We start from the raw sequence: 23,765 nt of genomic DNA on the forward strand, positions 1-23,765 counted from the left end.
TCAATCAAAGCCGCCTTGCGCTGCATCCAATCTCTACCCCACCTGAATCGGCCAATCTAGATGAAAAGTGCTCTAGTGCTGAAAGAAATGACTGTTTGACAATATCACGGTGGCATGGGGTAAATATGTGAATCTCCCGCTAAGGTTTAGTTCAAACTATGTGCGTTTTATAATGGTTCGAAATAGCGTCTTAACTATCTTTCTTTTTTGGCTTGCTGGCACTGCTGCTGCAGAGCCTAGGCAGGCGATTGCGCTAGGTGATTTCGAGGCTCCCTATCCCATCGAGAAAATTGAGGGTAAAATCTACCCAACAGAGCGTTATGAATTCATTCGTGAACTGAAAGATTCTTACCTTTTGCGCTATACTGACGGTCGGATTGTGTCTCTGCCCAAGCGCCGTTCCGGTTTGATTTGTTCATTCCGGGAAGGGAATTATGTGGCGGTGTCATCGGTGTATTTTGATGGGTTCGATCAGGGTTATTTCGTCTTTCGCCGAGGCCAGGCTTTTGATCTGTTGAGCGTCAAGGAGGATAAGGTTGTGATTTTGTATGATCAAGATGGCGTGAAGGAGAATCTCTCGCTGCCTCGGAGTTTTTTCCGAATTCCCGCATTGGAACAGAAGGTTGAAGAAAAGCAGACCTACGATGTTCATCAGGCAAATATGGATTCCAAGGCTTTCGAGGATTGGAATACGGAGGCGATCGCGATTTCGCAAAAGTTCCACCATGGTCCGCAGGCAAGTAATGTCACGCCTGCCGAGCGACCCTACGACGCCGTCTGCTTGATTGAGTGTAAAGAGAGCACGGGCACTGGATTTATTGGTGAACAGGATGGCCATATCTATGTATTCACGAACCTGCACGTTATTTCCAAGCCAGAGGATTTGCGCATCCTGGCCAATGACCAGCAGCTCAAGCCTTTGGGCTTTGAAGTTGCGCAAAGTCGTGACCTTGCCCGTATCCTCATTGATCAAACCGCAGAATTACCGGCGCTGGCTTTTTCCAGTGACATTGAGTTGAACGATCCGATTTTCGTGTATGGCAATAGTGATGGCGCAGGCGTGGTTACGGAAATAACCGGAGTCGTCAATGGGGTGGGTTTTGATCGGGTGGAAACCACCGCGCAGTTTGTTACGGGCAATAGTGGCAGCCCCTTGGTGAATGAGGATGGCGCGGTGGTTGGCGTGGCGACCTTTGCCATGCAATTCGATAATGCTATGGACTGGGCGCGCCAAAATAGCCGTTTTAACGAGGCAAGGTTCTTTGCTTATAAGGTAGACTCCAATGTGAAATGGGTGCCGGTGCATCAGGATGCACTCCTTAAAATGAATAGCTTCGTAAGCGACGCGGAAAATGCGCTGTTGGAGGCCATCCGCTTTTTCGAAATTAACTCAAAGCACTATAATCGCAACACCTACATCTACTGGAAGCCTTCAGATCAGGATCTGAAGGATTGGGTGAAGCGACACAATCAGTTGGTGGCGGCCCGTGAAAAGGCGTTTCAAAGTTATAATGGCAATGAAAGCATCCGCCGCATTCAGGATATCCTAGAGGAGTTGGAGCGCCACTATGAGTATTTGGCTGTGTTATTCAGCTTGAAGGCTGAACAAATCAAGCACACCAAGATTCAGCCTGACATCGACTTTTATACGGAAAACCTCACGATGATCAGCGAATTCTTCGAGACGGTCGGCAAGGTTTCCGATGAACCATGAGTCGCTGACGCCCTAGAGCACTTTTCATCTAGATTGGCCGATTCAGGTGGGTTAGAGATTGGATGCAGCGCAAGGCGGCTTTGATTGAGCGGGCTGGAAGCCCGTGATTGAAATGCCAACGCCGCGAACTTCCAATCTGTCCCCAAGCCCTAAACCGAGTGTTTTTCCGCGCCAGCGTTGTTGGCTTTTCGCTCACAGGCTTCCAGCCTGCGACGCTCAAGCCGCCTTGCTGGACACGAAAAATTACTGCGGCCTGATCGGCCAATCTAGATGAAAAGTGCTCTAGCTACGCAGGAAGCTGTCGACTTTGTTGGCGACGATGACCCCGTAGTTGATCGTGCCGAGCCAGCCGCTCATGATGATACCGACCGAGCCCGCGTGGTAAAGGCCGGTGAGCTGATCGGGCAGGGCCATGGACACCTTGAGCCCCTCGAACTTCGTGCCAAATGACGCCCCGCCGAAGTGGCGAACGTAGCTCTTGACGGTGCGCGGGGTGGCGGCTTCGAGGTGGTCGACCTTGCTGCGGATGTCGGGTATGTATTTTTCCAGGCCATCGAGGGCTTCTTCGCAAAGGCGCGCTTTTGCCGCTTCGTAATCTTCGTCGGAAAGGTTTTTCCAGTCGTCCCAACGTGCGTTGAGCGAGGCCACGATGGCGAAGCGGTCATCCTCCACGTGGGGACGCGTTTCCGGGTAGTAAACCGAGAACGTGCGGCTGCTGGTCTTAAAACTGGTTAACTCGTCGCTGGAGAAATCCTGCGCTTCGGAGGTGAAGACTAGGTCGCCGATGAAGGGGATCGACTCGCCGCGCTTGATGCCGATGTAGACCTGGCAGGAACTGGTGTTGAGGCGGACGGCCTCGGCCTCGGCAATGAACTCGGGCTTGAAATTTTCTTTGCCCGCGAGTTCGAAAATGGTGTTCTTGATGTTGGCGTTGGAGAGCACGGCGCGGCACTTGACGGTGCGCGTTTCGCCGGTGCGCGGCTTGATCGTGACGCCGGTGATCTTGCCCTCTTCGACGTGCACTTGCTCGACGAGGCAGTTCTTGCGCAGGGTTACGCCGTTGCTTTCGAGGATCTCGGTCATCTGCGAGATCAGTTGGTCGGTGCCGCCTTGGTAGATGAACACGCCCTTGCTCATGAAGTTGGAGAACACGATGCCGTAGGTGATTGCCGGGTCATCCCAGGTGGAGCCGTTGGCGTAGCTGATCGGCTCCATGAGCAGGCGGTGGACGTCGTTGCGGCCGGGGAAGAATTCCTCGAACATCTCCTTGGCCGTGCGGTTGTCGCGGTCGTAGTAATTCATCTGGGCGAGGTGCTCGAAAAAGCCCTCCACCTGCTCGCGCGGCACGCCGAATTTTTCGACAAAGATTTTGGTGAAGTCCTCGCGGTCGAAGGTCGTCTCCACGTCGAACTGCGGGTTGATGAAGCGCACGGACTTGAGCTGGACGATGCGGTTGGCGATGTCCTTGCTCCAATATTTGCGGCAGCTCTTGATCATGCCGTGGGGGAAGCCGTGCAGCGAAATGTCGAAGATGTGCCGGCCCGGGCGTTTGAACCAGGTGGCGAGGCCGCCGAGCTGATAATGGTGCTCCAGCAGCAGCACGCGGTGACCCATCTTTGCGAGGGTGTTGGCGCCCGTTAATCCGCCGAGACCGCTACCGATCACGACCACGTCATATTCGTCTTCAATGCCTTCCAGCCAGTCTTTCGCCATGTTGTTTCGAGGTATGAAAACCGGCCAAAGTAGGGCCCCTGCGACGAAAGGCAAGGGCGTAAGATTATCCGATTGCGGCAAAATCAGCGCTTTTCATATCAAGCCAGGGCGACTAGCTTCTTGTTCACCACGCGAACTAACGCGGACAGATTCTTCCCTTGAAGCGCCAAATCAAAAAACTCGTTGAAGCACGGCTCCCCGCCTTGGGGATTGCCTATCGACGTCTGCGCGACGATTGGATTTACGCGCGGACCAAGCCTTATGAGTCGAAAATTGGCCTGACGATCTACGGCGACACCAGCCGCTATTTCACGGCAGGCGACGCTATTTCGGATCGGCTCGACAGCCACGAAATCGAAAGCTTTCAGGCGAAGCTGGAGCGGGCGGATGTGTTCGTCGACATTGGCGCGAACATTGGCATTTTCACCATGCTTGCCGCGCGGGCGGGTAAGCCCTGCATCGCGATCGAGCCGCACCCGAAGAATTTTCAAAACCTGCTGCGTAATCTTGAGGCAAATGACATTGACGGCGTGGAGTGCTTCAATTTCGCCCTCAGCGACAGCGCAGGTTTTGTGAACCTGTTTGGTAGTGGGGAAATGGCGTCGCTTAACCAGGAGTGGGGCGGTAAAACGGCGGTTCAGTCCATGCTGGTTGCACGGACAACTTTGGACCGACTGATCGCGCACCGCTTCGTTGGTCAACGCCTGCTGATCAAAATGGACACCGAGGGCCATGAATACTCCGTGCTGCAAGGCGCCGCTGAAGTGTTGCGGCAAGAGCCTAAGCCGGAATGGGTGTTTGAGCATGGCTTTTGCCAGAACTTTGCGGATGTGAACCCGCATTATTTGGATGTTTTGGAGGCGTTTTGGTCAGCGGGTTATCAAGTATTGCCTGCTGATATACAGGCGGAGGTCGATCCTCAAGAGGTTCGTGAACAGGCCGCACGCAAAGAAGATCCATTTCCGGGTAACCTGAATTTTTTTGCGATTGGTCGTTGAAGCTTCGGGGGGGGAGCGCCTTGTGATGCGTTCAATCCATTTTTACATTAGTTTTCCTTGGACTGTTCGGGCGGAATGACGGTAGGCTGAGCGCACATGATGGGAAAAGTCCATAATTTCATTTTCGTATTCTCGCTGTTGCTCGGTTTGGCGACTGTTCAAGGCGCACCGACTTTAGAGGTTGGGGGAGTTCAATATACCTTAAAAAGCGTCGATGGATCGACCTATCGATTCGCGCCGTCAGGAGGCAGTGACAGTGAATTGGTCGAGTTGGTCTATCAGGAGGACGCAAAAACGGATCAGGAATTGCAGGCCTACACCGATACATATCGCAACGACATTAAGAACGGTGGTCAGGTGATGAAGGCCTTAAAGGCAAAATCTGAAACCGAAGAGGCAATTGGCTTCCTGGTGGTTGGCTTTCAGCCCGTTGGCGATGTAACCCTTGTGCGGATGATCCGCACGATGAAAGCTGGAAACGATGGCTCGGCCGCACTGATTTATAAGCATGTTTTTACCGGAGAGAATCAGCAGCAGGACATGATTGCCTGGTTCAAGGCGCACGGTCGAAATATGGAGAAGTCATTGCTGTCGCTCAAAGCGGTTCCACCGAAGGCGGGCTTAGCCAAAGCTGCGGAAAGTTTATCGCAGTAAGAAGCGCAGCATTTTTCTAATCTGCGCTTCGATTTGTAATTTTGCCTGGTTCAGCTAGCTTGCGTGCATGGGAGAAGCGCCACAGCGAAAGTTGCCGCGGGTTATCATTGTCGGTGGAGGCTTTGGCGGTGTCGCTGCGGCCAAGGAATTGAAGCACTCCGCTGTCGAGGTCGGGCTGGTGGATAAGCGTAACTACCACCTGTTTCAGCCTTTGCTTTATCAGGTTGCGACGGCGGCGCTGAACCCCGCCGATATCGCGTCTCCGATCCGGCGAATCTTCCGTCACCAGAAAAATGTGCACGTAGTCCTGGGCGAAGTCGATGCGGTCGATCTCGCCAACCAGTGTATCAAAATCCAGGGCGAATCGGTTGGCTATGATTACCTGGTGCTCGCGGCTGGAGCGACGGATTTCTATTTTGGCAACGATCAGTGGGCAAAAATCGCGCCTGGCATGAAAACCATCGAAGATGCGACGGAAATTCGGCGTCGTTTCCTGTTGGCCTTTGAGGCGGCGGAGCTTGAGACTGACCCCGACGCGATTCAGGCATGCCTGACGTTTGTCGTCGTGGGCGCCGGTCCCACTGGATGTGAACTGGCCGGAGCAATGATTGAAATCGCGCATGACGTCATTCCGGCGGATTTTCGCCACGTCGACACCACCACCGCGCGTGTCATCTTGATGGAGGGCGGTCCACGGGTTTTGGCTGCCATGTCGGAGAAAAATTCTCACGACGCGCAGAAGCACCTGGAGGAACTCGGCGTGGAAGTTCGTTTGAACACCAAGGTCACTGATGTGAATGAAGATGGTGTGTTCTGTGGCGATGAATTCGTGCCGACCCACAATGTATTGTGGGCTGCGGGCGTCAAAGGTTCGCCATTGGGCAAGAGTCTCGGCGTGGAATTAGACAGAGGCGGTCGCGTCGTTGTGGGCGAAGATTTGAGCATCCCCGGACATCCCAATGTATTTGTGATCGGTGACCAGACCGCCGCCAGGAGCGCTAAAACTGGCAAACCCGTGCCAGGTGTTGCACAAGGCGCGATGCAAGGTGGCGCGTTCGTGGGCAAACTGATTTGCCGGGAAATCGACGCCAGGGCCGCTGGAACCGAGCCTGCTGAGCGCGGCGCCTTCAGCTACTTTGACAAAGGCAGCATGGCGACCATTGGTCGGAACAAGGCGGTGGCTGATGTTTTCGGGCTGAAGCTCAAAGGCTTTCTGGCCTGGATCATTTGGGCGGCGATTCACATCCTGTTCCTCATCACCTTCCGCAACCGCCTGCTCGTTGGCATTGGCTGGCTGTGGACTTATGTGTTCACTGCCCGTGGCGCGCGCCTGATTACTGGACGCTGTGAGCCCCGCGTGAAACGTCCACCGAAAATTGACTAGCCATCTCGGGCGGAAGGGATTTCATCAATGCCCACATGCCCGACGCCTTTTACTCTGATTTCGACTCCGCCGCTTGGGGCGACACCGGTCCCATGCAGCCGGCGGACGACCCGCATCGCTCGCCTTATCAGGTGGATCGCGACCGGGTCATTTTCTCGTTTGCGTTCCGACGCCTGCAATCGAAGACGCAGGTTTTTCAATCGGGCGAGTATGATTTCTACCGCACACGGCTGACGCATTCGCTGGAAGTGGCGCGTATTGCGCGTTCGATTGGAGAGTGGCTGCGGCGTCCCGAGATGGGAGGGCAGTTGATTGATTTGGATTTGCTCGAAGCGATTGGGCTGGCGCACGATCTCGGCCATCCGCCCTATGGGCATATTGGCGAGCGGAAGCTCAACGAGCTCATGGCGGACTTCGGCGGCTTCGAGGGCAATGCCCAGACGCTGCGCATCCTCACGCAGTTGATCTACGAACGCAAGGATGGCGCCACGGGGATGAGCCCGACGCGCGCATTCCTCGATGGTGTTCTCAAATACAAATCCCTGCGCACGGAGGAAACCCAGCGCAAAGGTGAGCTGCCAGACAACCATTTCATCTACGACGATCAAGCTGATATCCGCTCGTTTGTTTTTGGTGATCGTGAGCCGCCTGCAGACCTCGTATTGAATAAATTCAAAAGCGTCGAGTGCCAGATTATGGATTGGGCGGACGACACCGCCTACTCCCTGCATGACATCGTCGATGGCGCGAAGGCCGGTTTCTTGACTGTGGACACCGTGCAGGAATGGGCGGATTCATTGGTCGGCGATGACGCCTGGATGGCGGAGCATCCAAAGTTCAAAGAGCTGCTCAAGAACATGGCCGAGAGCAAGCTGGAGCCGAAGTTTGCGCGCAAGGTCGGTGATTTCATACACGCCTGTAAGCTTGAGCCCGTAGAAAATTTCCTCAGCGATCTGACGCCGCGCCACGCCTTTACAGTTAGGATTGCGCCAGAGGTTCAGGAGGAATGCGCGATTTACAAGCAACTGGCTTTGGATGTCATCTTTAAGTCCACGCGCATTCAGCAGATTGAGTTCAAGGGAGGCGTTATCCTGACCAAGCTGTTCAATGCGCTGGCGGAGCATTACCTGCCCAGTCGAGAGAGCGGTCGTACGCTGAAACTACTACCTGAGCCGATCCACAGTTGGACAGTCAGCGCCGATGGAGAAACGACGCGCGCCCGTTTCCTGTGTGATTTCATTGCGAGCCTCACTGATCCGCAGGCAGCACGACTTTACAAGCGATTATTCGATCCGGACTTCGGCTCAATCACGGATTTGTCCTGACTCATGCCTGCTTGGGGGCTTAGGTTTTGGGTTTTCCCCGTAAAGTCCTCGCAAAGGACTCGATTTCATTTGCCATACTAGGGGGTCTCTAGTCATGATACCCGGGTCAATGGCGCCACACGTATTGACGACGATAATTCTACTGCGACGATGAACAAGGATATCCAAATCTTTGCCTGCCTGTGCATCGGTAATGGCGTGCTCGACGTTAAGTCGTGCCAAAAACTTAAAAAGCTCCTCTCTGAAGATGTGGAGCTATTGGACTTTGCTCAAGCCATACTGGATCATGAGATTTATGATGACTTCGACGCCATGCAGGAGCTGCTCGATCAGGCAGTTGAGATGTGCGAGCAGGGCGATGATCCGCCATTCGATCCGTTTGTCGAATTAAAGAAAAAGGCGGGCTCTACGCGACCCAGCATCGCCTTGAAAGCCTTGGAGCCCGAACTGGAGGAGCCGGAACCCGAGCCCGAGCCTCCACGTCCGTCGATCAGCCTGCGTAAGCAGCCAACGCCTGAACCGGAACCGGAGCCAGCGTCGACTGACGATGAAGCTGACTCATCGGATCTGGCTTCAGCCGTGAGTGCAATTTGGCAGGCGACAGGAGAAAAGCCACCGCAAGATGCCGTCGCCGGCGTGGACATGACCAAGGTCAAGGCCGACCCGCAGATGTCCAGCGCCGATGCGAAAAAGGCGATTGTGGCACTGGGCGCCCAGGCTGAACAACTGCAGGAATTCCGCCAAATGGCGCAGCATGTCTTCGAGCAGATGAGTAAGCCGCCCGAAGAGAAAACCAAGCCGCGTGAGTCAATCGTTGCGACTAAAGGCGCCAGGCCTACTTGGATTGATCCCGCGCAGTTGGACCCGGATAACCCGACACAAATGCGCCAAGCCTTGATTGGCTTGCTTCTGCAGGCTGCGGAGTACGGCGCAAGTGATGTGCATATCTCGTCTGATAGTCGGTTGTTTCTTCGCCGCAGTCGGAACATTGAATATATTTCGCAGAGCCTGGTTTCCCTTCCATTAGCCAAGGCGATCAACACGGCAGTGCTGAGTGAAGAACAGAAGGGTTATTTCGAAACCGAGCGGGATTACGACTTTGCGATGCCTTTTGATTCCGGGCAGCGTTTTCGCGTAAACCTGATGCAGCACAAAGACGGCGTTGCCGGCACTTATCGCATCGTGCCTTCGAGGATTCCAAGCTTGGCAGATCTGGGCTTTGATCCACCCGGGCAAGAGACCATCACTAAGTTGCTGGCTTATCACAACGGTCTGATTCTGGTCACAGGTCCGGTTGGCGCGGGCAAAACGACGACGCTGTCTGGGTTGGTGAATATTCTGAATCAAACCCGGCAGGATCACATCATTTCGGTGGAAGAGCCAATCGAGGTGATCCAGCAGTCCATTCAATGTCAAATTACCCAGCGGGGCGTTGGCCCGCATACCCAGACATTTAAAAGCGCGCTTAAGGGCGCTTTGCGTCAAGACCCGGACATCATCGTCATCGGTGAAATGCGTGACTTGGAAACCATCGAAATGGCGATCAGCGCTTCGGAAACGGGTCACTTGGTGATCGGCACCATGCATACGAGTGACGCCGCTACGACCTTGAATCGTCTGCTCGATGTTTTCCCCCCGGCGCAGCAGTCGCAAATCCGAGCGATGGTCGCCGAGAGTTTGCGCGGAATTTTGTGTCAACGACTGCTGCCCAGTAATGATGGTGGCGTCGCTTTATGCTATGAGTTGCTCTTGAAGAACACCGCTGTTTCGGCGTTGATTCGCGAGGGCAAGTCCGAGGGCCTGTCCAACATCATCGAGACAGGGAAGCGCGACGGGATGGTGCTCATGGATAACTCGATCATGGGCCTTTGGGAAGGCGGCCGAATCTCTGATGAGGTGGCTCTTGCCAACCTGCGTAGCGAACCATTGAAAATGCGCATCCGTAATAGTGGCGCCAGCGCAAGTGCGGGGAGCACTCATTCGGGCTTCATCACCTCGCAGTCTTCAGAACCGCCTAAAAAGAAAGGCCTGTTCGGCCGTTAATCGATGATCCTCGCGACGATACCAGTCATCCGCGTCAAGGACGCACCGACTGCCGAGAGTTTTTATTGCGGCAAGTTAGGCTTTACCAAACAGTGGGAATTTGTGCCAGGAGACGATCCCAACCCAGCCTACCTGGGGCTGCAGCGTGATCGGCAATGGGTGTATGTTTCTTCGTTTACCGGCGATGGCATTGTGGGCTCGGTAGTCAATTTTGTCGTCGATAATGTGGATGCCCTTTATGACGAATTCTTGTCGCACGACATTGCTTTTGCCCTCGAACCCTTCGACCAATCCTGGGGTAATCGTGAAATGTATTTGGACGACCCTGATGGCAATAAACTGCGCTTCATACAGGAAGCCTGAGGTAACTTCATCGCAACGCTACTACTGAATTTCGAACCTTATCGCAGATGGCTGAAATCGACTCACTTCTCGCTGGCATGTTGAAAAACGATGGCTCGGACCTACACCTGTCGGTTGGTTCGCCGCCCAAGATTCGCGCATCAGGCGCTATTGTGCCCCTGACCGACGAAGTCATTACCGCAAAGAAAATGGCCACGTTGCTCAGCCAAATCACCAACGAGACACGTTGGGAGCACTACCTCGAAACCCGCGACCTGGACTTGGCTTATGAAATTAAGGGCCTCGCCCGTTTTCGTGGCAGCTACTTCTACAATCACTGGGGGCAGGCGGCCGTATTTCGCCAAATCCCGGCGGAAATTCTATCGTTCGATACGCTGAAATTACCTGAGGTGTTGCGCGAAGTCTGCGCGTATAAGGAAGGCTTGGTTTTTGTCACGGGGCCAACGGGTTCGGGTAAGTCCACGACGCTGGCGGCGATGATTGACTACATCAACGACAACTACCAGAAGCACATCATCACTATTGAAGATCCGGTCGAGTTTGTGCACCCGAACAAAAAGAGCGTCATCGTGCACCGTGAGGTCGGCGAGCACAGTCACTCGTTCGCGAACGCCCTGCGCGGCGCCATGCGGGCGGACCCGGACATCATTCTTGTCGGCGAAATGCGCGAGTTGGAGACGATCAAGCTGGCCTTGGGCTGTGCTTCGATGGGCATGTTGGTCTTTGGGACTTTGCACACCAACAACGCTCCGAAAACCGTCGACCGCATCATCGACGCGTTTCCGGCGGAAGAGCAGGGGCAGATCCGCATTATGCTGTCGGGGTGTTTATCCTGCGTGGTCTCGCAGCTCCTTTGTAAAAAGGTGCCGAAGGGCCGTGTGGCTGTTCATGAAATCCTGCTCAGACACGACGCCTTGCCGAACACGATCCGCAGTGGTAAAACGAGCGCCATTCGCGGCATCATCGAAAGCAGCATGGCCAGCGGCATGCGCATGATGGACTTTTCGATTAAGGAGCAGCTCGATGCTGGCAACATCACCGGCAACGAGGCTTACATGAAGGCCGCTGACAAGGAGGCGTTTAAGCAATACCTCGACCAGCCTGTGGTGTAGGGGCCATGACACGCAGTTGCATTTGTTTTTTAAGTTGGCTGATCGCAAACATGTGTTGCGCCGCCGACGTTGGAGACTGTGCAGGCAGTTGGGATGGTAATGAATACCTGATAAAGTTCGATCAGCCAGTCGTCTTTAAGCATGCGGATGGCATTGCGGTTGTGGCTTTCTATTTTGTGGAGCCAGAATCTCCGGCGATTAGAAGTATCGTCGCGCAAGGGTTTTGGATCGATTCCCAAAGTGCTACCATCAAGCGGATCGATGAGCGTGTTGACACCGTAAGTGGCCAACATGGAGTGACGTATAGCAAGTCAACTGGATGCGCGTTCGATTTGGGACTTATCGCATTTCGACCAGCCGTGTATGATTGGAAAGACTATATTGGCTTCGATACAAAAATAGAGGAAGATTCGGGTCTTGCTTACGTAAACTATATTGGTGGCCAGTTAAATGACATTGACGCCGAGAAAGTGAAGGCGTTTACCAAGGTGCGCGCAGGAAGTTATAAGCCTAAAAGAAAAATCTGGATGGACAATGAGGGCCGTATGTTTGAGGGAGGCCTTTTCTCTCAGAGCGAAACGAACGCAATCGTTTACAGTTTAGAAGGCCACAAGTTCGTTTTGGATAAAAGTCAGCTATCGGGGGGCGACAGGCTTTTTTTGGAGCGTTGCCAATATGGGCAGGAGGATATGCGTGACATAAACAGCCGTCCGGATCAGTATTTACCAAGTGGGCGTTAGAATTTCTGTGGCACACCATCGGCTACGGCGACTTCTTCCACGTGACCATCGAAGAAAAGTGCTAGGCGAACGCCGCCATAGATTGGCTCTTCGGGGGTGCTGCTGCTCCAACCGCCGACTTGGGGATGTTGTTGGTCGACGTCCATCATCGCCCAGGTTGCCGCCGGGGCGATGATGCGCGCGGTCGCCATGGGGATGGATTCGCTTTCATCTTCTGCGAGATTGGGATGCTTGCCCCAGACGTTGATGATCTCTGCCGAGTTCGGGTTTTGGGCCTCCGTGTTCATGATGAAGGTGCGCGGTTCATCGGTGGGGGCTTGGTAAAGCTCGTCGATGGGATAGGCTGGTGGAATCATCACCTCGGCGCGTATGGGGCCTGCGCCATCTGTCGGCACATCGAGGTAAGGCGCGAGGAAAAATGCCAGTCGACCGTCTTCTTCGCCGCGATCCGGGTGGTAAAACGGAACTTGGCCCGGCCAAAGCGGGCCTGGGTAGACGCCCGAGTGCTCTTGTGTGTAAAGGTGAATCGCACCGCCCACTTCGCGCATCGCGTTGACGCCGCCAGACTTCCTGGCGGATGCTTGCACCGCGCCCACGGCGGGTATGAGGATCGCGGCCAGAATGCCAATGATGGCAACGACAACGAGGAGTTCAACTAGGGTAAAGGCAGGTAAAGCAGAGCGTTTATTCATCGGAATGAAACCATATCACTAACTTTGAGCTACGATCATGGCAAAATTTTCTAGAATTACTTTACAGTCATGTGATTGAGGTGGTGGGCTGGCAAAATCGTGTGCTCCACCAGACGAGTAGCCTTTTTTGTTGCCAGAAAGGGGGAGGGACGGCGAAATCACCCGCTATGCCGAAGCAAGCCCTGATTTCAGTTAGTGACAAAGCCGGCGTGGTGGAGTTCGCCACGGCGCTCGTCAAGGAGCACGATTACGTGATCCTTTCCACCGGCGGCACCGCCAAAATTCTTGCGGAGGCGGGTTTGCCCGTCACCGAAGTGAGCGACTACACCGGCTTCCCGGAGATGATGGAAGGCCGCATCAAGACGCTACACCCGAAGATCCACGGCGGTTTGCTTTGCCGCCGCGACAAGCAGGACCACCTCGACCAAGCCGCCAAGCACGAGATCGACATGATCGACCTCGTCTGCGTGAACCTTTACCCGTTTGAAGCCACCGTCGCCCGCCGCGATGCCACCTTTGCCGACGCCATTGAAAACATCGACATCGGCGGCCCGTCCATGCTCCGCAGCGCTGCGAAGAACCACGCCAGCGTGAGCGTGGTTTGCGACCCGGCCGACTACAGCCGCGTGCTCGACGCCATGAAGGAAGGCGAGGAAGCCCTGACCGCGCTCCGCCGGGAACTGGCGCTGAAGACCTTCCAGCGCACCGCCGCTTACGATGCCGCGATCAGCACTTACCTGGACAACAAACTCGCTCCGGAAATCCCCGGCGGCGTGCTCGGCGTGCCGACTCAACTGAACGTCAACCTCAAGCGTGCACAGACTCTCCGCTACGGTGAGAACCCGCACCAAAAGGCGGCGCTCTATGGCCGTTTCCACGAGTGCTTCGAGCAGCTCCAGGGCAAGGAACTCTCCTATAACAACCTGATCGACATCACCGCCGCCGCCTACCTCATCGGCGAATACGAGAAGCCCACTGTGGCGATTCTCAAGCACACCAACCCGTGCGGCGTTGCTTCGGACCTCGACCTCGTCAAGGCATGGGAGCAGGCGTTTGAGACCGACAAGCAGGCTCCATTTGGCGGCATCATCGTGATGAACCGCACCTTAGACGCCGACTTGGCCAAGATCATTTCCTCTATTTTCTGCGAAGTGATCATCGCGCCGGACTTCACCGCCGAAGCCCGCGAAATCTTTGCCAAGAAGAAGAACCTCCGCCTGATGATCGCCCGCGATTGGCTGCGCGCTGAGTCCCTGCAGGAAGTCAAGTCCGTCATTGGCGGCGTGCTCGTGCAGGACCGCGACAGCAAGAAGATCGACCCGCGCGAATTCAAGGTAGTGACCAAGCGTCAGCCCACCGAAGAAGAATGGGCCGCGCTGCTCTTCGGCTGGCGCGTGGTGAAGCACGTTAAGTCCAACGCGATTGTTTACGCCAAGCCCGAGCGCACGATCGGTGTCGGCGCTGGCCAGATGTCCCGCGTGGACTCCAGCAAGATTGCCGTTTGGAAGGCTGGCGAAGCTGGTCTGGCGATCGAAGGCAGCGTGATCTGCTCGGACGCGTTCTTCCCTTTCCCCGATGGCTTGATCGCCGCCGCCGACGCTGGCGCCACCGCCGCGATTCAGCCGGGTGGTTCGGTCAAGGACGCCGATGTTATTGCCGCCGCAGACGAACGCGGCATGGCCATGGTCTTCACCGGCACCCGCCACTTCAAGCACTAACCAGGGCGCAGCCCTGGACCCTCGATGCTGCGCATCGTGATTTCGCCATTGGGCGAAATTGGCGGTGAGGCAGGGGGGGCTGAGGGGCAATGTTTTGCAAAGCCTCCGACTGAGAGACAGTCGGGGGCTTTTTGCGTCGGCGAATATGATTTTATGGGTAGGCAATCGGTCGACTCTCGAAGACCAATTCCTCGCCATCGTGAATCTGTAGTTTAAAGTAGAACCCTTTAACGCTGAATCGAAACCCGAGTGGCCTGTCTTGCCAATTGACGAAGGCCGTTTTGCCATCCTCAATATTACCATATGGCGTCACCAGCGCCGTCCCATCCCGCTCAATAATCATCGCCCGGAAAAATGCGGCGATGTAATCCAGGGTCGCCTGCTCTCGGGAACCGAAGATTTTGCGTGGTCCTCCCGGCACAACGATTGGCACGTATATTTCTGCGGTGAACTCTTGGCGTTTACCGGTCGCATCGGTGACGGCATACGTGTAAACAACTGGATCTATTTGCCCGGCTATTGGTGATTGCCAGTCCAGATATCCAGTTTTTGAGAGACCCATCTCTACCGGACCTTCAAGCAATTCGTAACTGAGAGGCGGCTCTGTGCCGAGTATGTCGAGTTGGTGGCGTAAGCGCCCTCCGGGACGAATGCAAATTACTTGATCGGAGGACTTAATCTTCCACTCAGCAGCGCTGATATTTTCCGGTTCCGCTTCCTCTGAGGGAGTGCCGGGCGTGACTGAGATCAATATTTGTGATTCAGCAACTGAACGGTAGTCAAACGCCTTTGTGGGGCTATAGAAAATTTTGAATGCCTGATTTACGACGGGCTCGATTATCCAGTAGTCATACTGATTCTTGATGCTGGAAGACTGTTGGGGATAAATCGCTGTGGATAACTCGATTTTCTGTGGTAGTGTTAGCTCCTGCTCGAAGGTCTCACCATCAGCAAATTCGATTACCGGGCTTTCGCCAAAGCGAACCTCTTTCAGTTCGGAATACCAGCGATCCTCAAAGCCAGGCAGTTTGAAATCTTGCACGGTAACCTGCTTGGCGTGCGTTTTCGTTGAGCTTTCTCCGGACTGCGCTAGTTGGGTGGGAATCTTCAAATTTGCGCCCTCGGCGACGAGCGCGAATTCGCCTTCGTAAACACCATGACCTATGCTGCGAAGGGTGCTTTTTGTCATGGAGCGTGAGCCAGTGCTTGATCGTATTTCGCACCAGATTTCGTCCTCAAAGTTGTCTTTCCCGTATTGCCAGTAAAGCGCCCGAGTGGGGATTGGCTCACGGGGAGAGGTTAGCGTGGCCGCACGATAAGGTATGGCAAAAAGGATTGGCGCTTCGAGTATATTGAGGACGCGGAAGGTGGGAATGGCATAAGTGACCGTCGAATCGGGACGATGGGCTACGATCACCGCAACGACGTTGCCAGCATCATCGAATACTGGGCCCCCAGAGTTACCTGGGTTGACGATGACGCTAAACTCAACGAGTTCAGTGCGGTTTTTCTTTTGATGTAGTTTGGCGAGCGTTCCCGTGGTCACTGTCGGTTTAGGCGCCAGACCTGCAGTGGTCGCTTTATCATAGCCGTAAGGAAAGCCAATGACCGTTGCGGCCTGGTCCACCTTGAGGTCGCTGTCACTGCCAATGGAAAGCTTGGGGTATGTGCGTTGGCCAAAGTCAGCAGGAATTAGAACCGCCAAATCATATTTGGGGTTGGTTCTGACGATGAACGCGGGGACGCGAAATTCATCGTCTTCGCCGGCATTGAGAATTAGATCGACCGTTTTAGCACCGTCGATCACGTGGTGGTTTGTAATAAACACGCCGGTTTCGTCGATACAAAATGCGCTGCCAGATCCGCTGCTGAATATGCCGTTGATCACCACCATTGCGGTGGCGGGGAGTGTGCGTTCGAGTAACTCATTGCTCTGCTCTTCGGCCGAAAGCTGCAGGCCGGAGCACAGGTGTAGGCAGAGCATGATAAGCAGAGGCTTGATGCCTTGGTAGCGGAAATTGCGCATGTTGGAACTTATTGCTTTAAGGTTTCAAGATAGGCGGTGAAAGCCTCGATGTCTTGTAGATAGATGGTTTGCCCTTCTTCGATATTCAACGGAATGCGCACCTTGTCTTCATCCCGCAGTTCGTACTCTCCAGGATCGAGAGCGATTATGATTTTTCTCGCTCCATGATTGCTGTCTTCGAATTCATAAGTCCGTTCGCAGGGAGGCATTTTGCCATCAATGTTTCGGTAGAGCTTCAAATGGTGGTAAGTAAAGCCACGCTTTTTCTTAGGAACGCTTAGCTTAATTTCTCCCCAACTGCCATTGGCGCTGTAAGGTGGGCTTGGGGGAAGGTCCCATTCGATGAAGGCAGGCTCTATGTCAATAGGGAGCACTGCTCCTTCACTCAACGTAATCGAACTGCGTTCTCCGATTTCGCGACCTAGGAATGTCAGCCAAGTAGAATACTTGCCGGCAGGAACCAATACTTCAGTGGATTTCGCTTCGATATCGACGATCTTTCTGGTTGGGGCGGAAGGTTGGTCTCGATCAAATTTCATTTCCAATGGGCGCAGGTTGAATTTGAATGCTTTTTGAAAGGAACCATCTGGTAGGTTCGGGATGGAGACGCTCACTTGTGCAAACGGCAGTTGATAGCTTTGGTGCTGTGCAGGCTCGATATCCAGTATGTCTAGCAGGGCATAATTGTTGCTGGTGATTTTCCAAACGACTGCCTGCAGACCAGGGGAGAGTTCCAGTGTGACAGGAGCCTCCTGTGGCTCTAGATAGATTTGATTGCCGCTTTTCTGACTCGATGCCTCAGACTCTTTTTTAATGAGTCGCAAGTTGATCTCGTCAGGAAAAAGGCCCAGTTCATTCGTGAAGTCGATATCCAGAACGCCCCTTTTCGGCATAAAATCAATCATGGTAAAGAGGCGATCCAAGACAACCTCTTCGCCCATGGCCAATTCAATATCGAAGGATTCCTCAACGCGGGCTTCATTCAAATTATAGATTTCGACTCGATACTTGCCTGGACGAATGACCCAACGCATCCATTTCCCATCACGATTTTCATCCATCGTTGTGAGCAGCCAATCTGGCTTCTTGAAGTATCCATTGGTATATCGATCCGGTTCGTCGAGATTGTAGAAACGGAATTCCATTTTGTAAACTCCCTGCCCAGGATCGATGTCTATACTGCCATGGCTGATGGAAACATCATGGCCCGACTCTGCGCTCCATGTGAAAAAGCCGCAGTCGATATTAAAGTCAGTGGTTTTACCTGCGGAGATTATGCACTCTTGTTTGCCCAGTGTATTACCAAGGTTCCCCAAACTAATGCTAAGTTCGTATTGGCCGACTGGCATTGCCAGGTGACCATTAGGCGGGATGTACACTTCAATCGATGATTGAAGAAAGTGCTTCTGCAAAGCTTTCGGCATCGTTTTGCGGTCTATATTTATTATTAGAATATGATCATTACCCGGGAGTTCTGTAGCCACAGGTGTATTCAGTTGGCCAAGCGGCAGCTCAACTTCGATGCTTTCTTCGCCATCAACTACAATCTGTTGGAGGTAAATACTTGGCCGATTTACCCCAAAATTATAGCATAGAAAGTAAACTCCGCTGGGAAGATTCAGGGGCATCGGTTCGTTGCGGATCGGTATGCTGAGGAGGTGAGATGCATTCCTGCCTTCATTCGTGGCAGCCCAAATCCCCAAGTGCCCCAGGCCTTCAGTGGCGCCGAATGGCTTGATTAATACTCGGTGTGCATCAGGTTGGAGAACCAGCTCGGTATCTTCTTCGACTTCGAAAGTCTCGGCGCCAGTGATCTGCTTGAGGGGGTTGTCATCATCGAACAATACGATGTTAGCCTCATCTTGAGACGTGACGCCTTTCACGGTTAATCGCCCCTCATACTCACCCGGCCACAGCGAGTAGGTGATGGTGCTCTGGTCGTCAAAAAGCTTTATGGGTAGATGTATGCCTATTTTGCGTTTCGAATTCGTGACAGCCCCTGGCTCATTGGTTTCACCGATAACGGCGAATTCGGTGAACAGACTCGGGGCAGTATTGGATAAGTCGAAAGTGACCGTTGGTTTACGGAGCTCAAAGGGAGGCGGGTTCTCGACCAAGTGGCTCGCGCTTGTTTGAGCGAGTTCTTTCAGGATAACTTCATGCTGTTCCGTGATCTTTTTTTGAAATGCTTTAAGCTCTCTGGGATAGAGGTTCTTGCGCAAGTAGTAGCCGATAATCTCCGTATACTTGTCCACGGCCTGACTCAGCGGATGTTCGCTGGGGTATTTTTCCTGAAGCTCCGTCAATTGCGTAAAAGCTGCTTGAAGGTCCTCGTTGGTGAGTTCTCCCTGTAAATATTGATAGCGGTCCAAGTCGCTTTCGAATTGCTGCATCACGGGGTAAAGCTGCTGGTAGTAGTCCGCAACGGGAAATTCGGCTACATCTAATTCGGAGTCATTTGGCTTGGTGTGGCCAGTTATCGCCAGTATTGGAAGAAAAGTTAGGAGGAAAATCGCTCTGGTATATCGCATGTTTGTGTAGTTGCGGAATGTGGCGGGTATCAGCAAGTGATTCCCGTTAATTCATGCTGTATATCCAATAACATGGGTCAATGTTTACATGATCGGGCGGTACCTGGATTCAGCATGCAAGGAGGCTTTGCTGATCGGTTTCGGATGTGCAAATATGCTGAGCAGATGGAGCAACTAAGGCCTTGTCACCAGTGCGTGGGAGGCTATGTTGCACCTTTTACAGACACTTATCATGGAAAAAACCTTCATCATTCTCAAACCTGACTGCATGGAAAAAAAGCTGTGGGGCAAAGTGCTCGATCGCTTTGCTGAAGCCGGCTTTGAAATCGTTGCCTGCAAGATGGCTCAGCTCGGGTCCGAAATCCTGCGCACGCATTACGCGCACGTTGCAGATAAGCCGTTCTTCCCGGAAATCGAAGCGTTCATGAGCTCACGCCCTGTTATCCTCTTGGTGCTCAAGGGTGAAGGAGTAATTGGCAAGGTGCGCGATCTGCTCGGCCCGACGGATTCTACCAAGGCTCCGGCTGGCACCATTCGTGGCGACATGGGCACGGATATGATGGTGAATGTCTGCCATGCCTCTGACGGCCCGGATACTGCGGCGGCGGAAATCGCCCGTTTCTTCAAGCCAGAAGAGCTGCTGGGCTAATCAGCCTGCCATCGATTCTACTGATAAATACTTGCATTTCGAGGTCTGCAGACCTAGCTTCACGGCTTATGAAGCTTCGTCTCGCAGGCCTTTTGGCAATCATTGCAGTCCTCACTGGATGTTCAGCTACGGTGCCGATTCGGCCCTATATGTTCATTCAGAAGGAAGAGGCGCCGAATGCCCCCCATGCAGAAGCGCCCACCAACGTTGAAGATCGCGTCAGTTAAGCGCGGTCTTTAATTTTTGTAGAGCGGATAAAAATGCGTCTGCTGCTCGCTATCCCGAAATAGCAAGAATTCGCCATCCGGATCAGCGCCCACGAAAACCAAGCCGTGATGCTCATCCACCAAGTCGCCGACACGATACAGTGTGCCATTTAGGCTGGCTCGCGTTTGGTCGCCAGCTAGGCGAACAGTGCTGACTTGCAATGAGTTGACAAAATCTTGTGCCGTTTCCTGCGCGGCAAGGTGCGCTTCCGCCAAATTGGCTGAAACCATCTGACGTTCCTGCAGGGATGGCTTGTAGTCCTGGCTCATCACCCAGTAGGCGGCGCCTGACACGGTAATGATTGATCCCACTGCGATGCAAATGCCCAACAGTATCGGGTTGCTGCGTGATTGTGGTTTGGGGGCTGGCGCTGGTGGGGATACTCTTGGCGTATGCTGAGATTTGGTGCGGGGGGGAGGCGTTGGGACTCGTCCGGCAAAAGGACGGTCGAAGTCTGGTGTGCGGGGCACAACCACAACACGCCCATCATCTGTATGGGTGTTATGACTCACGCGTGACCAGTTTATCTTAGGCATAAAGAAAGAAGTAAGCTACATTGATGTATGTAGAAAAACTAAGGTCTTTTACGGACCATTCGACCTTAATGCAACATTAATCTCGGGAGCGTGAACCCACGACTCCCGACTGTAACCTAAGGTAGGGATTTAACCCTTTAACTGTTCAACGGCAGACTTATTCTCCGACTTTAGAGAAAAATTCTTCGAGCACTTCAAATCGCTTACGTGCGAGTCGTTCCTTTTTCACTTCCTCTGCATTGCGCTGACGCTCCTTATCCATCATGGCCCGGCGCATCTTTTGCAGGGCAATGTTTTGGAGCTGGCGAACGCGTTCGCGGGTCACGTCAAATTTCTCGCCGACTTCTTCGAGCGTCATCGGATGATCACCCTTGAGCCCAAAGCGTAAGCGTATAATCTCAGCTTCGCGCTCATCGAGGGCGTCAATCATGGCGTTAACGTCCGTCATGAGCGATTTACCGCTCAAAGTCTGGTAGGGCGTCATCGCGTTGTCATCGCCCACCAATTCACCAAGTTGGGTGCCGTCGTCTTCGCCAACGGGGGCGTCGAGGCTGCTCGGGCGGACGCTGACGCTCTTCAGGTGCGCGACCTTGCTGGCCGGCATTTCCAGCACGATGCCGATTTCTTCATCGGTCGGTTCACGGTCGAGCTCTTCCTGAAGTTGCATCGCAGTCTTGCGAATCTTGGCGATTTTGTCGACTAAGTGGACGGGCAGGCGGATCGTTTTGGACTGGTTGGCCAAGGCCCGCTTGATGGACTGCTTAATCCACCATGCGGCGTAGGTTGACAGTTTGCCGCCCTTATCCGGGTCAAATCGTTCGACTGCCTTCACCAGGCCGATGTTGCCCTCGCTGATCAGGTCGAGGAGGGGGAGGCCGAAGTTGGCGTAGTCGTAGGCGATTTTCACCACCAGACGCAAGTTGGCCTGAATCATTTGTTGGCGCGCCTCGTGGTCGCCCTTCATGATGCGGCGAGCTAGCGCTACTTCCTCGTCTGGCTTGAGGAGGGGGGTCTTGCCAATCTCCTGCAAATACAATTGCAGCGGGGACTTTTCCGAATTGGGAAGTTCTTCAAAAGTTTCGGGTTCCGCTACTCTGGCCCGAGGGCGACCGAGATTAAAAGCGGGTTGCTCCTCGTCCCGTGGGACTGCGATTGTGGTGGGCGCGCTGGCTGAAATCTTGGCTATCATGATGTGTGTGGTAGTGGATTCAAACGAACGTTAGAATGTCGATTGTATGATATACGTCGAACAAATGCAAATGACCTGACAACTTTATCGGCACTTTTTTTATTCTGTTTATTAGAGACAGCGGATTTGGGTGCTTATGTTCCATTGATCTGCCTCGGATTCACCCTACATTCGCAGCAATTGTGCCACGAGTGTAATCCCCAACGAAAACCCCTCTACAATGCGGGCTGGAGCAGGAAGCGCCCTCGAGACGTTACTCAGGATTCGAGCAAGATGCAATGCCACGCGCAACTGGATCATGCAGGCTGCAATATGGCGCCCGTCATGCATGTTGGCAAATTCAGGCGCAGGCAGAAAACAGATGAAAAATGCTTTAGAGCAATTTAAACTGAAATTGCGCTAGCTGCCGAGCAGACGAGAAAGCGCGACGGCCTTGAGCATGCCTTTGGCCTTGTTGACCGTTTCCTCATACTCGCTGGCGGGGACGGAATCCGCGACCAGCCCGGCGCCGGACTGGATGTAGATCTTGCCGTCCTTGAGCAGCGCGGTGCGGATCGCAATGCAGCTGTCCAGATTGCCATCGTAGCTGAAGTAACCCAGTGCGCCGCCGTAAACGCCGCGTTGCTGGCCTTCGAGTTCGGAAATGATCTGCATCGCGCGAATCTTCGGCGCGCCGGACAAGGTGCCCGCCGGGAAGGTGGCGCGCATCAGGTCGAACGGCGTTTTGCCATCGGCGAGATTGCCCTCCACCTGAGACACAATGTGCATCACGTGGCTGTAGCGTTCGATGATCGCGTAATCCTCGACGTGGACCGAGCCCACCTCACAGACGCGGCCAATGTCATTGCGCGCCAAGTCGACGAGCATCAGGTGCTCAGCGCGTTCCTTGGCGTCGGCGAGTAGATCGGCTTCCAGCGCGGCGTCCTCGGCCTCGTCTTTACCGCGGGGGCGGGTGCCAGCGATGGGGCGAATCTCCACCTTGCCGCCTGTGCTGCGCACATGGACCTCCGGGGAGGCCCCAACGACGGCGTAGTCGCCCGTTTCCAGACAGAACATGTAGGGCGAGGGATTGACGAACCGCAGGGCGCGGTAGAGGTCGAGCGGCGATTGCTCATATTCGGCCTCAAAGCGCTGCGAACCAACGACTTGGATCACGTCGCCGGAGCGGATGTATTCCTTGGTCGACTCGACGACGTGCTCAAATTCCTCGCGGGTAAAGTTACCAGCCGGCACCTTGATGTCGGCGGGGTCAACCTGCGCGAGTGGCATCGGTGCGAGCTGGCTGCCCTTGGAAAGGATGTCGATCACGCGCTCGATCTCGGCGCATGCGGCGGCATAGACCTCCTTGGCGTCACGGCCGTCTTCCAGGCGCGCATTGCTGACGATGCGGATGATCTGCTTGGCGTGGTCGAAGGCGACAACGGTGTCCATCAGCCCGAACCACATCAGCGGCATGCCGAGGACGTCTTCCTTGGCTTGGGGGACGGTCGGCTCGATGCGGTGGATGTATTCGTGGCCAAGGAAACCCACGGCGCCGCCGATGAAGGGCGGCAGGTCGGGGTGGGTCGGCGTCTCCCAAGGCTTGAGCTCGGTCTCGATCAGCGTCAGCGGGTCGCTGGGCGTGGCGACTTCGCGGCTCGAGCCGTCGCGCTCGGTGATGACAGTTTTCTCCGGCCAGCTCGTGATGACCCGGCGCGGGCTGCAGCCAACAAAGCTGTAGCGCGAGATGTGTTCGCCGCCCACGATCGACTCGAAGAGGAATGCGGGCGCGTGGGCCCGCAGCTTCGAGTAAACCGAAACCGGCGTTTCGAAATCCGCCGTCAGGTCGGCGTGCACGGGCACCACCGCGCCCGTCTGGGCCGACGTCAGGAAATCGTTCTCGTTGGGGAATACAGTCATCGCGAAAGAGTTAACGCTGCAAACCCGCGCGCGTTGGTCAATTGCTGAATGATGGCGAAGATTAACCACTTCGCAAAATGTGCTCGAAGTCTATTTTGAGTCAGTGTTGATCTTTTTTGAACGCTATGCTGGTGGCTAGTGTTCCGTTAGCTTAGTTTATTGCAAAATTGATTAATTTTGTGGAAGATGTCATCAGCTGAAGCGGTCCATTG

Annotated in this window: 20 protein-coding genes; 12 read left to right on the forward strand and 8 right to left on the reverse strand. The window is 54.2% G+C overall.

Annotated features, from left to right (window positions below):
• Positions 1 to 172 precede the first annotated feature (172 nt).
• Complete coding sequence (locus tag RBB63_RS22655) at positions 173 to 1,714, forward strand: S1 family peptidase (protein ID WP_309387649.1); 1,542 nt, start codon at positions 173 to 175, stop codon at positions 1,712 to 1,714.
• 282 nt (positions 1,715 to 1,996) lie between these two features.
• Here the strand turns inward: RBB63_RS22655 and RBB63_RS22660 are convergent, their stop codons facing one another.
• Entirely contained in the window at positions 1,997 to 3,427 is a 1,431-nt protein-coding gene (locus RBB63_RS22660) for a phytoene desaturase family protein (RefSeq protein ID WP_309387650.1), read from the reverse strand.
• Positions 3,428 to 3,585: 158 nt separating this feature from the next.
• Here RBB63_RS22660 and RBB63_RS22665 point away from each other — a divergent pair, with 158 nt between their 5' ends.
• From RBB63_RS22665 to RBB63_RS22695, 7 genes are all read left to right on the forward strand, one after another.
• Positions 3,586 to 4,425: an FkbM family methyltransferase gene (locus tag RBB63_RS22665; protein WP_309387652.1), complete on the forward strand. Its 840-nt coding sequence runs from the start codon at positions 3,586 to 3,588 to the stop codon at positions 4,423 to 4,425.
• Positions 4,426 to 4,521: 96 nt separating this feature from the next.
• Positions 4,522 to 5,079 carry a hypothetical protein gene (locus tag RBB63_RS22670; protein ID WP_309387654.1) on the forward strand — a complete coding sequence of 186 codons (558 nt, stop codon included), beginning with the start codon at positions 4,522 to 4,524 and terminating at the stop codon, positions 5,077 to 5,079.
• Between the two features lie 67 nt (positions 5,080 to 5,146).
• Entirely contained in the window at positions 5,147 to 6,463 is a 1,317-nt protein-coding gene (locus RBB63_RS22675) for an NAD(P)/FAD-dependent oxidoreductase (protein ID WP_309387656.1), read from the forward strand.
• 35 nt (positions 6,464 to 6,498) lie between these two features.
• Positions 6,499 to 7,788 carry a dGTP triphosphohydrolase gene (gene dgt / locus RBB63_RS22680; protein WP_309387657.1) on the forward strand — a complete coding sequence of 430 codons (1,290 nt, stop codon included), beginning with the start codon at positions 6,499 to 6,501 and terminating at the stop codon, positions 7,786 to 7,788.
• Between the two features lie 150 nt (positions 7,789 to 7,938).
• Entirely contained in the window at positions 7,939 to 9,831 is a 1,893-nt protein-coding gene (locus RBB63_RS22685; protein ID WP_309387658.1) for a type IV pilus twitching motility protein PilT, read from the forward strand.
• Between the two features lie 3 nt (positions 9,832 to 9,834).
• A complete protein-coding gene (locus RBB63_RS22690; RefSeq protein ID WP_309387660.1) occupies positions 9,835 to 10,194 on the forward strand; it encodes a glyoxalase superfamily protein in 360 nt (119 codons plus the stop codon).
• 47 nt (positions 10,195 to 10,241) lie between these two features.
• Positions 10,242 to 11,306: a type IV pilus twitching motility protein PilT gene (locus RBB63_RS22695; protein WP_309387661.1), complete on the forward strand. Its 1,065-nt coding sequence runs from the start codon at positions 10,242 to 10,244 to the stop codon at positions 11,304 to 11,306.
• A 29-nt stretch (positions 11,307 to 11,335) separates the two neighbouring features.
• On the opposite strand, the gene RBB63_RS22700 is transcribed toward RBB63_RS22695, so the two are convergent.
• Positions 11,336 to 11,599: a hypothetical protein gene (locus RBB63_RS22700; RefSeq protein WP_309387662.1), complete on the reverse strand. Its 264-nt coding sequence runs from the start codon at positions 11,597 to 11,599 to the stop codon at positions 11,336 to 11,338.
• Between the two features lie 66 nt (positions 11,600 to 11,665).
• Here RBB63_RS22700 and RBB63_RS22705 point away from each other — a divergent pair, with 66 nt between their 5' ends.
• Positions 11,666 to 12,046 (forward strand): hypothetical protein, encoded by a 381-nt coding sequence (locus RBB63_RS22705; protein WP_309387663.1) that lies wholly within the window; start codon positions 11,666 to 11,668, stop codon positions 12,044 to 12,046.
• Here the strand turns inward: RBB63_RS22705 and RBB63_RS22710 are convergent.
• Positions 12,043 to 12,738: a type II secretion system protein gene (locus RBB63_RS22710; protein ID WP_309387664.1), complete on the reverse strand. Its 696-nt coding sequence runs from the start codon at positions 12,736 to 12,738 to the stop codon at positions 12,043 to 12,045. The genes RBB63_RS22705 and RBB63_RS22710 overlap by 4 nt on opposite strands.
• 167 nt (positions 12,739 to 12,905) lie before the next feature.
• Here RBB63_RS22710 and purH point away from each other — a divergent pair, with 167 nt between their 5' ends.
• Positions 12,906 to 14,456, forward strand: coding sequence for a bifunctional phosphoribosylaminoimidazolecarboxamide formyltransferase/IMP cyclohydrolase (gene purH / locus RBB63_RS22715; RefSeq protein ID WP_309387667.1), 1,551 nt, complete (start codon positions 12,906 to 12,908; stop codon positions 14,454 to 14,456).
• 151 nt (positions 14,457 to 14,607) lie between these two features.
• Here purH and RBB63_RS22720 read toward each other — a convergent pair whose 3' ends face one another.
• Positions 14,608 to 16,482 (reverse strand): S1C family serine protease, encoded by a 1,875-nt coding sequence (locus tag RBB63_RS22720; protein ID WP_309387668.1) that lies wholly within the window; start codon positions 16,480 to 16,482, stop codon positions 14,608 to 14,610.
• Between the two features lie 8 nt (positions 16,483 to 16,490).
• On the reverse strand, positions 16,491 to 18,854 hold the full coding sequence (locus RBB63_RS22725; RefSeq protein ID WP_309387669.1) for a hypothetical protein: 2,364 nt from the start codon (positions 18,852 to 18,854) through the stop codon (positions 16,491 to 16,493).
• A gap of 391 nt (positions 18,855 to 19,245) precedes the next feature.
• On the opposite strand from RBB63_RS22725, the gene ndk reads away from it, so the two are divergent.
• Entirely contained in the window at positions 19,246 to 19,662 is a 417-nt protein-coding gene (gene ndk, locus RBB63_RS22730) for a nucleoside-diphosphate kinase (RefSeq protein WP_309387671.1), read from the forward strand.
• A 68-nt stretch (positions 19,663 to 19,730) separates the two neighbouring features.
• Complete coding sequence (locus tag RBB63_RS22735) at positions 19,731 to 19,889, forward strand: hypothetical protein (protein WP_309387672.1); 159 nt, start codon at positions 19,731 to 19,733, stop codon at positions 19,887 to 19,889.
• Positions 19,890 to 19,898: 9 nt separating this feature from the next.
• Here RBB63_RS22735 and RBB63_RS22740 read toward each other — a convergent pair whose 3' ends face one another.
• From RBB63_RS22740 to trpE, 3 genes are all read right to left on the reverse strand, one after another.
• Positions 19,899 to 20,465 (reverse strand): hypothetical protein, encoded by a 567-nt coding sequence (locus tag RBB63_RS22740; RefSeq protein WP_309387673.1) that lies wholly within the window; start codon positions 20,463 to 20,465, stop codon positions 19,899 to 19,901.
• Positions 20,466 to 20,622: 157 nt separating this feature from the next.
• Positions 20,623 to 21,651 (reverse strand): sigma-70 family RNA polymerase sigma factor, encoded by a 1,029-nt coding sequence (locus tag RBB63_RS22745; protein WP_425503944.1) that lies wholly within the window; start codon positions 21,649 to 21,651, stop codon positions 20,623 to 20,625.
• A gap of 402 nt (positions 21,652 to 22,053) precedes the next feature.
• A complete protein-coding gene (gene trpE, locus RBB63_RS22750) occupies positions 22,054 to 23,553 on the reverse strand; it encodes an anthranilate synthase component I (RefSeq protein ID WP_343219142.1) in 1,500 nt (499 codons plus the stop codon).
• Between the last annotated feature and the right edge of the window lie 212 nt (positions 23,554 to 23,765).

The organism is Cerasicoccus frondis, assembly GCA_031296915.1.
In the GTDB taxonomy this organism is placed as follows: Bacteria; Verrucomicrobiota; Verrucomicrobiia; order Opitutales; family Cerasicoccaceae; genus Cerasicoccus; species Cerasicoccus frondis.

Coding starts and splice junctions, on each gene's coding strand:
- RBB63_RS22675 (WP_309387656.1), top strand. CDS start 5,147: ATGGGAGAAGCGCCACAGCGAAAGTTGCCGCGGGTTATCATTGTCGGT.
- purH (WP_309387667.1), top strand. CDS start 12,906: ATGCCGAAGCAAGCCCTGATTTCAGTTAGTGACAAAGCCGGCGTGGTG.
- RBB63_RS22710 (WP_309387664.1), bottom strand. CDS start 12,738: ATGAATAAACGCTCTGCTTTACCTGCCTTTACCCTAGTTGAACTCCTC.
- RBB63_RS22660 (WP_309387650.1), bottom strand. CDS start 3,427: ATGGCGAAAGACTGGCTGGAAGGCATTGAAGACGAATATGACGTGGTC.
- RBB63_RS22655 (WP_309387649.1), top strand. CDS start 173: ATGGTTCGAAATAGCGTCTTAACTATCTTTCTTTTTTGGCTTGCTGGC.
- dgt (WP_309387657.1), top strand. CDS start 6,499: ATGCCCGACGCCTTTTACTCTGATTTCGACTCCGCCGCTTGGGGCGAC.
- RBB63_RS22720 (WP_309387668.1), bottom strand. CDS start 16,482: ATGCGCAATTTCCGCTACCAAGGCATCAAGCCTCTGCTTATCATGCTC.
- RBB63_RS22700 (WP_309387662.1), bottom strand. CDS start 11,599: ATGTTGGCCACTTACGGTGTCAACACGCTCATCGATCCGCTTGATGGT.
- RBB63_RS22735 (WP_309387672.1), top strand. CDS start 19,731: ATGAAGCTTCGTCTCGCAGGCCTTTTGGCAATCATTGCAGTCCTCACT.
- ndk (WP_309387671.1), top strand. CDS start 19,246: ATGGAAAAAACCTTCATCATTCTCAAACCTGACTGCATGGAAAAAAAG.
- RBB63_RS22690 (WP_309387660.1), top strand. CDS start 9,835: ATGATCCTCGCGACGATACCAGTCATCCGCGTCAAGGACGCACCGACT.
- trpE (WP_343219142.1), bottom strand. CDS start 23,553: ATGACTGTATTCCCCAACGAGAACGATTTCCTGACGTCGGCCCAGACG.
- RBB63_RS22685 (WP_309387658.1), top strand. CDS start 7,939: ATGAACAAGGATATCCAAATCTTTGCCTGCCTGTGCATCGGTAATGGC.
- RBB63_RS22695 (WP_309387661.1), top strand. CDS start 10,242: ATGGCTGAAATCGACTCACTTCTCGCTGGCATGTTGAAAAACGATGGC.
- RBB63_RS22740 (WP_309387673.1), bottom strand. CDS start 20,465: ATGCCTAAGATAAACTGGTCACGCGTGAGTCATAACACCCATACAGAT.
- RBB63_RS22670 (WP_309387654.1), top strand. CDS start 4,522: ATGATGGGAAAAGTCCATAATTTCATTTTCGTATTCTCGCTGTTGCTC.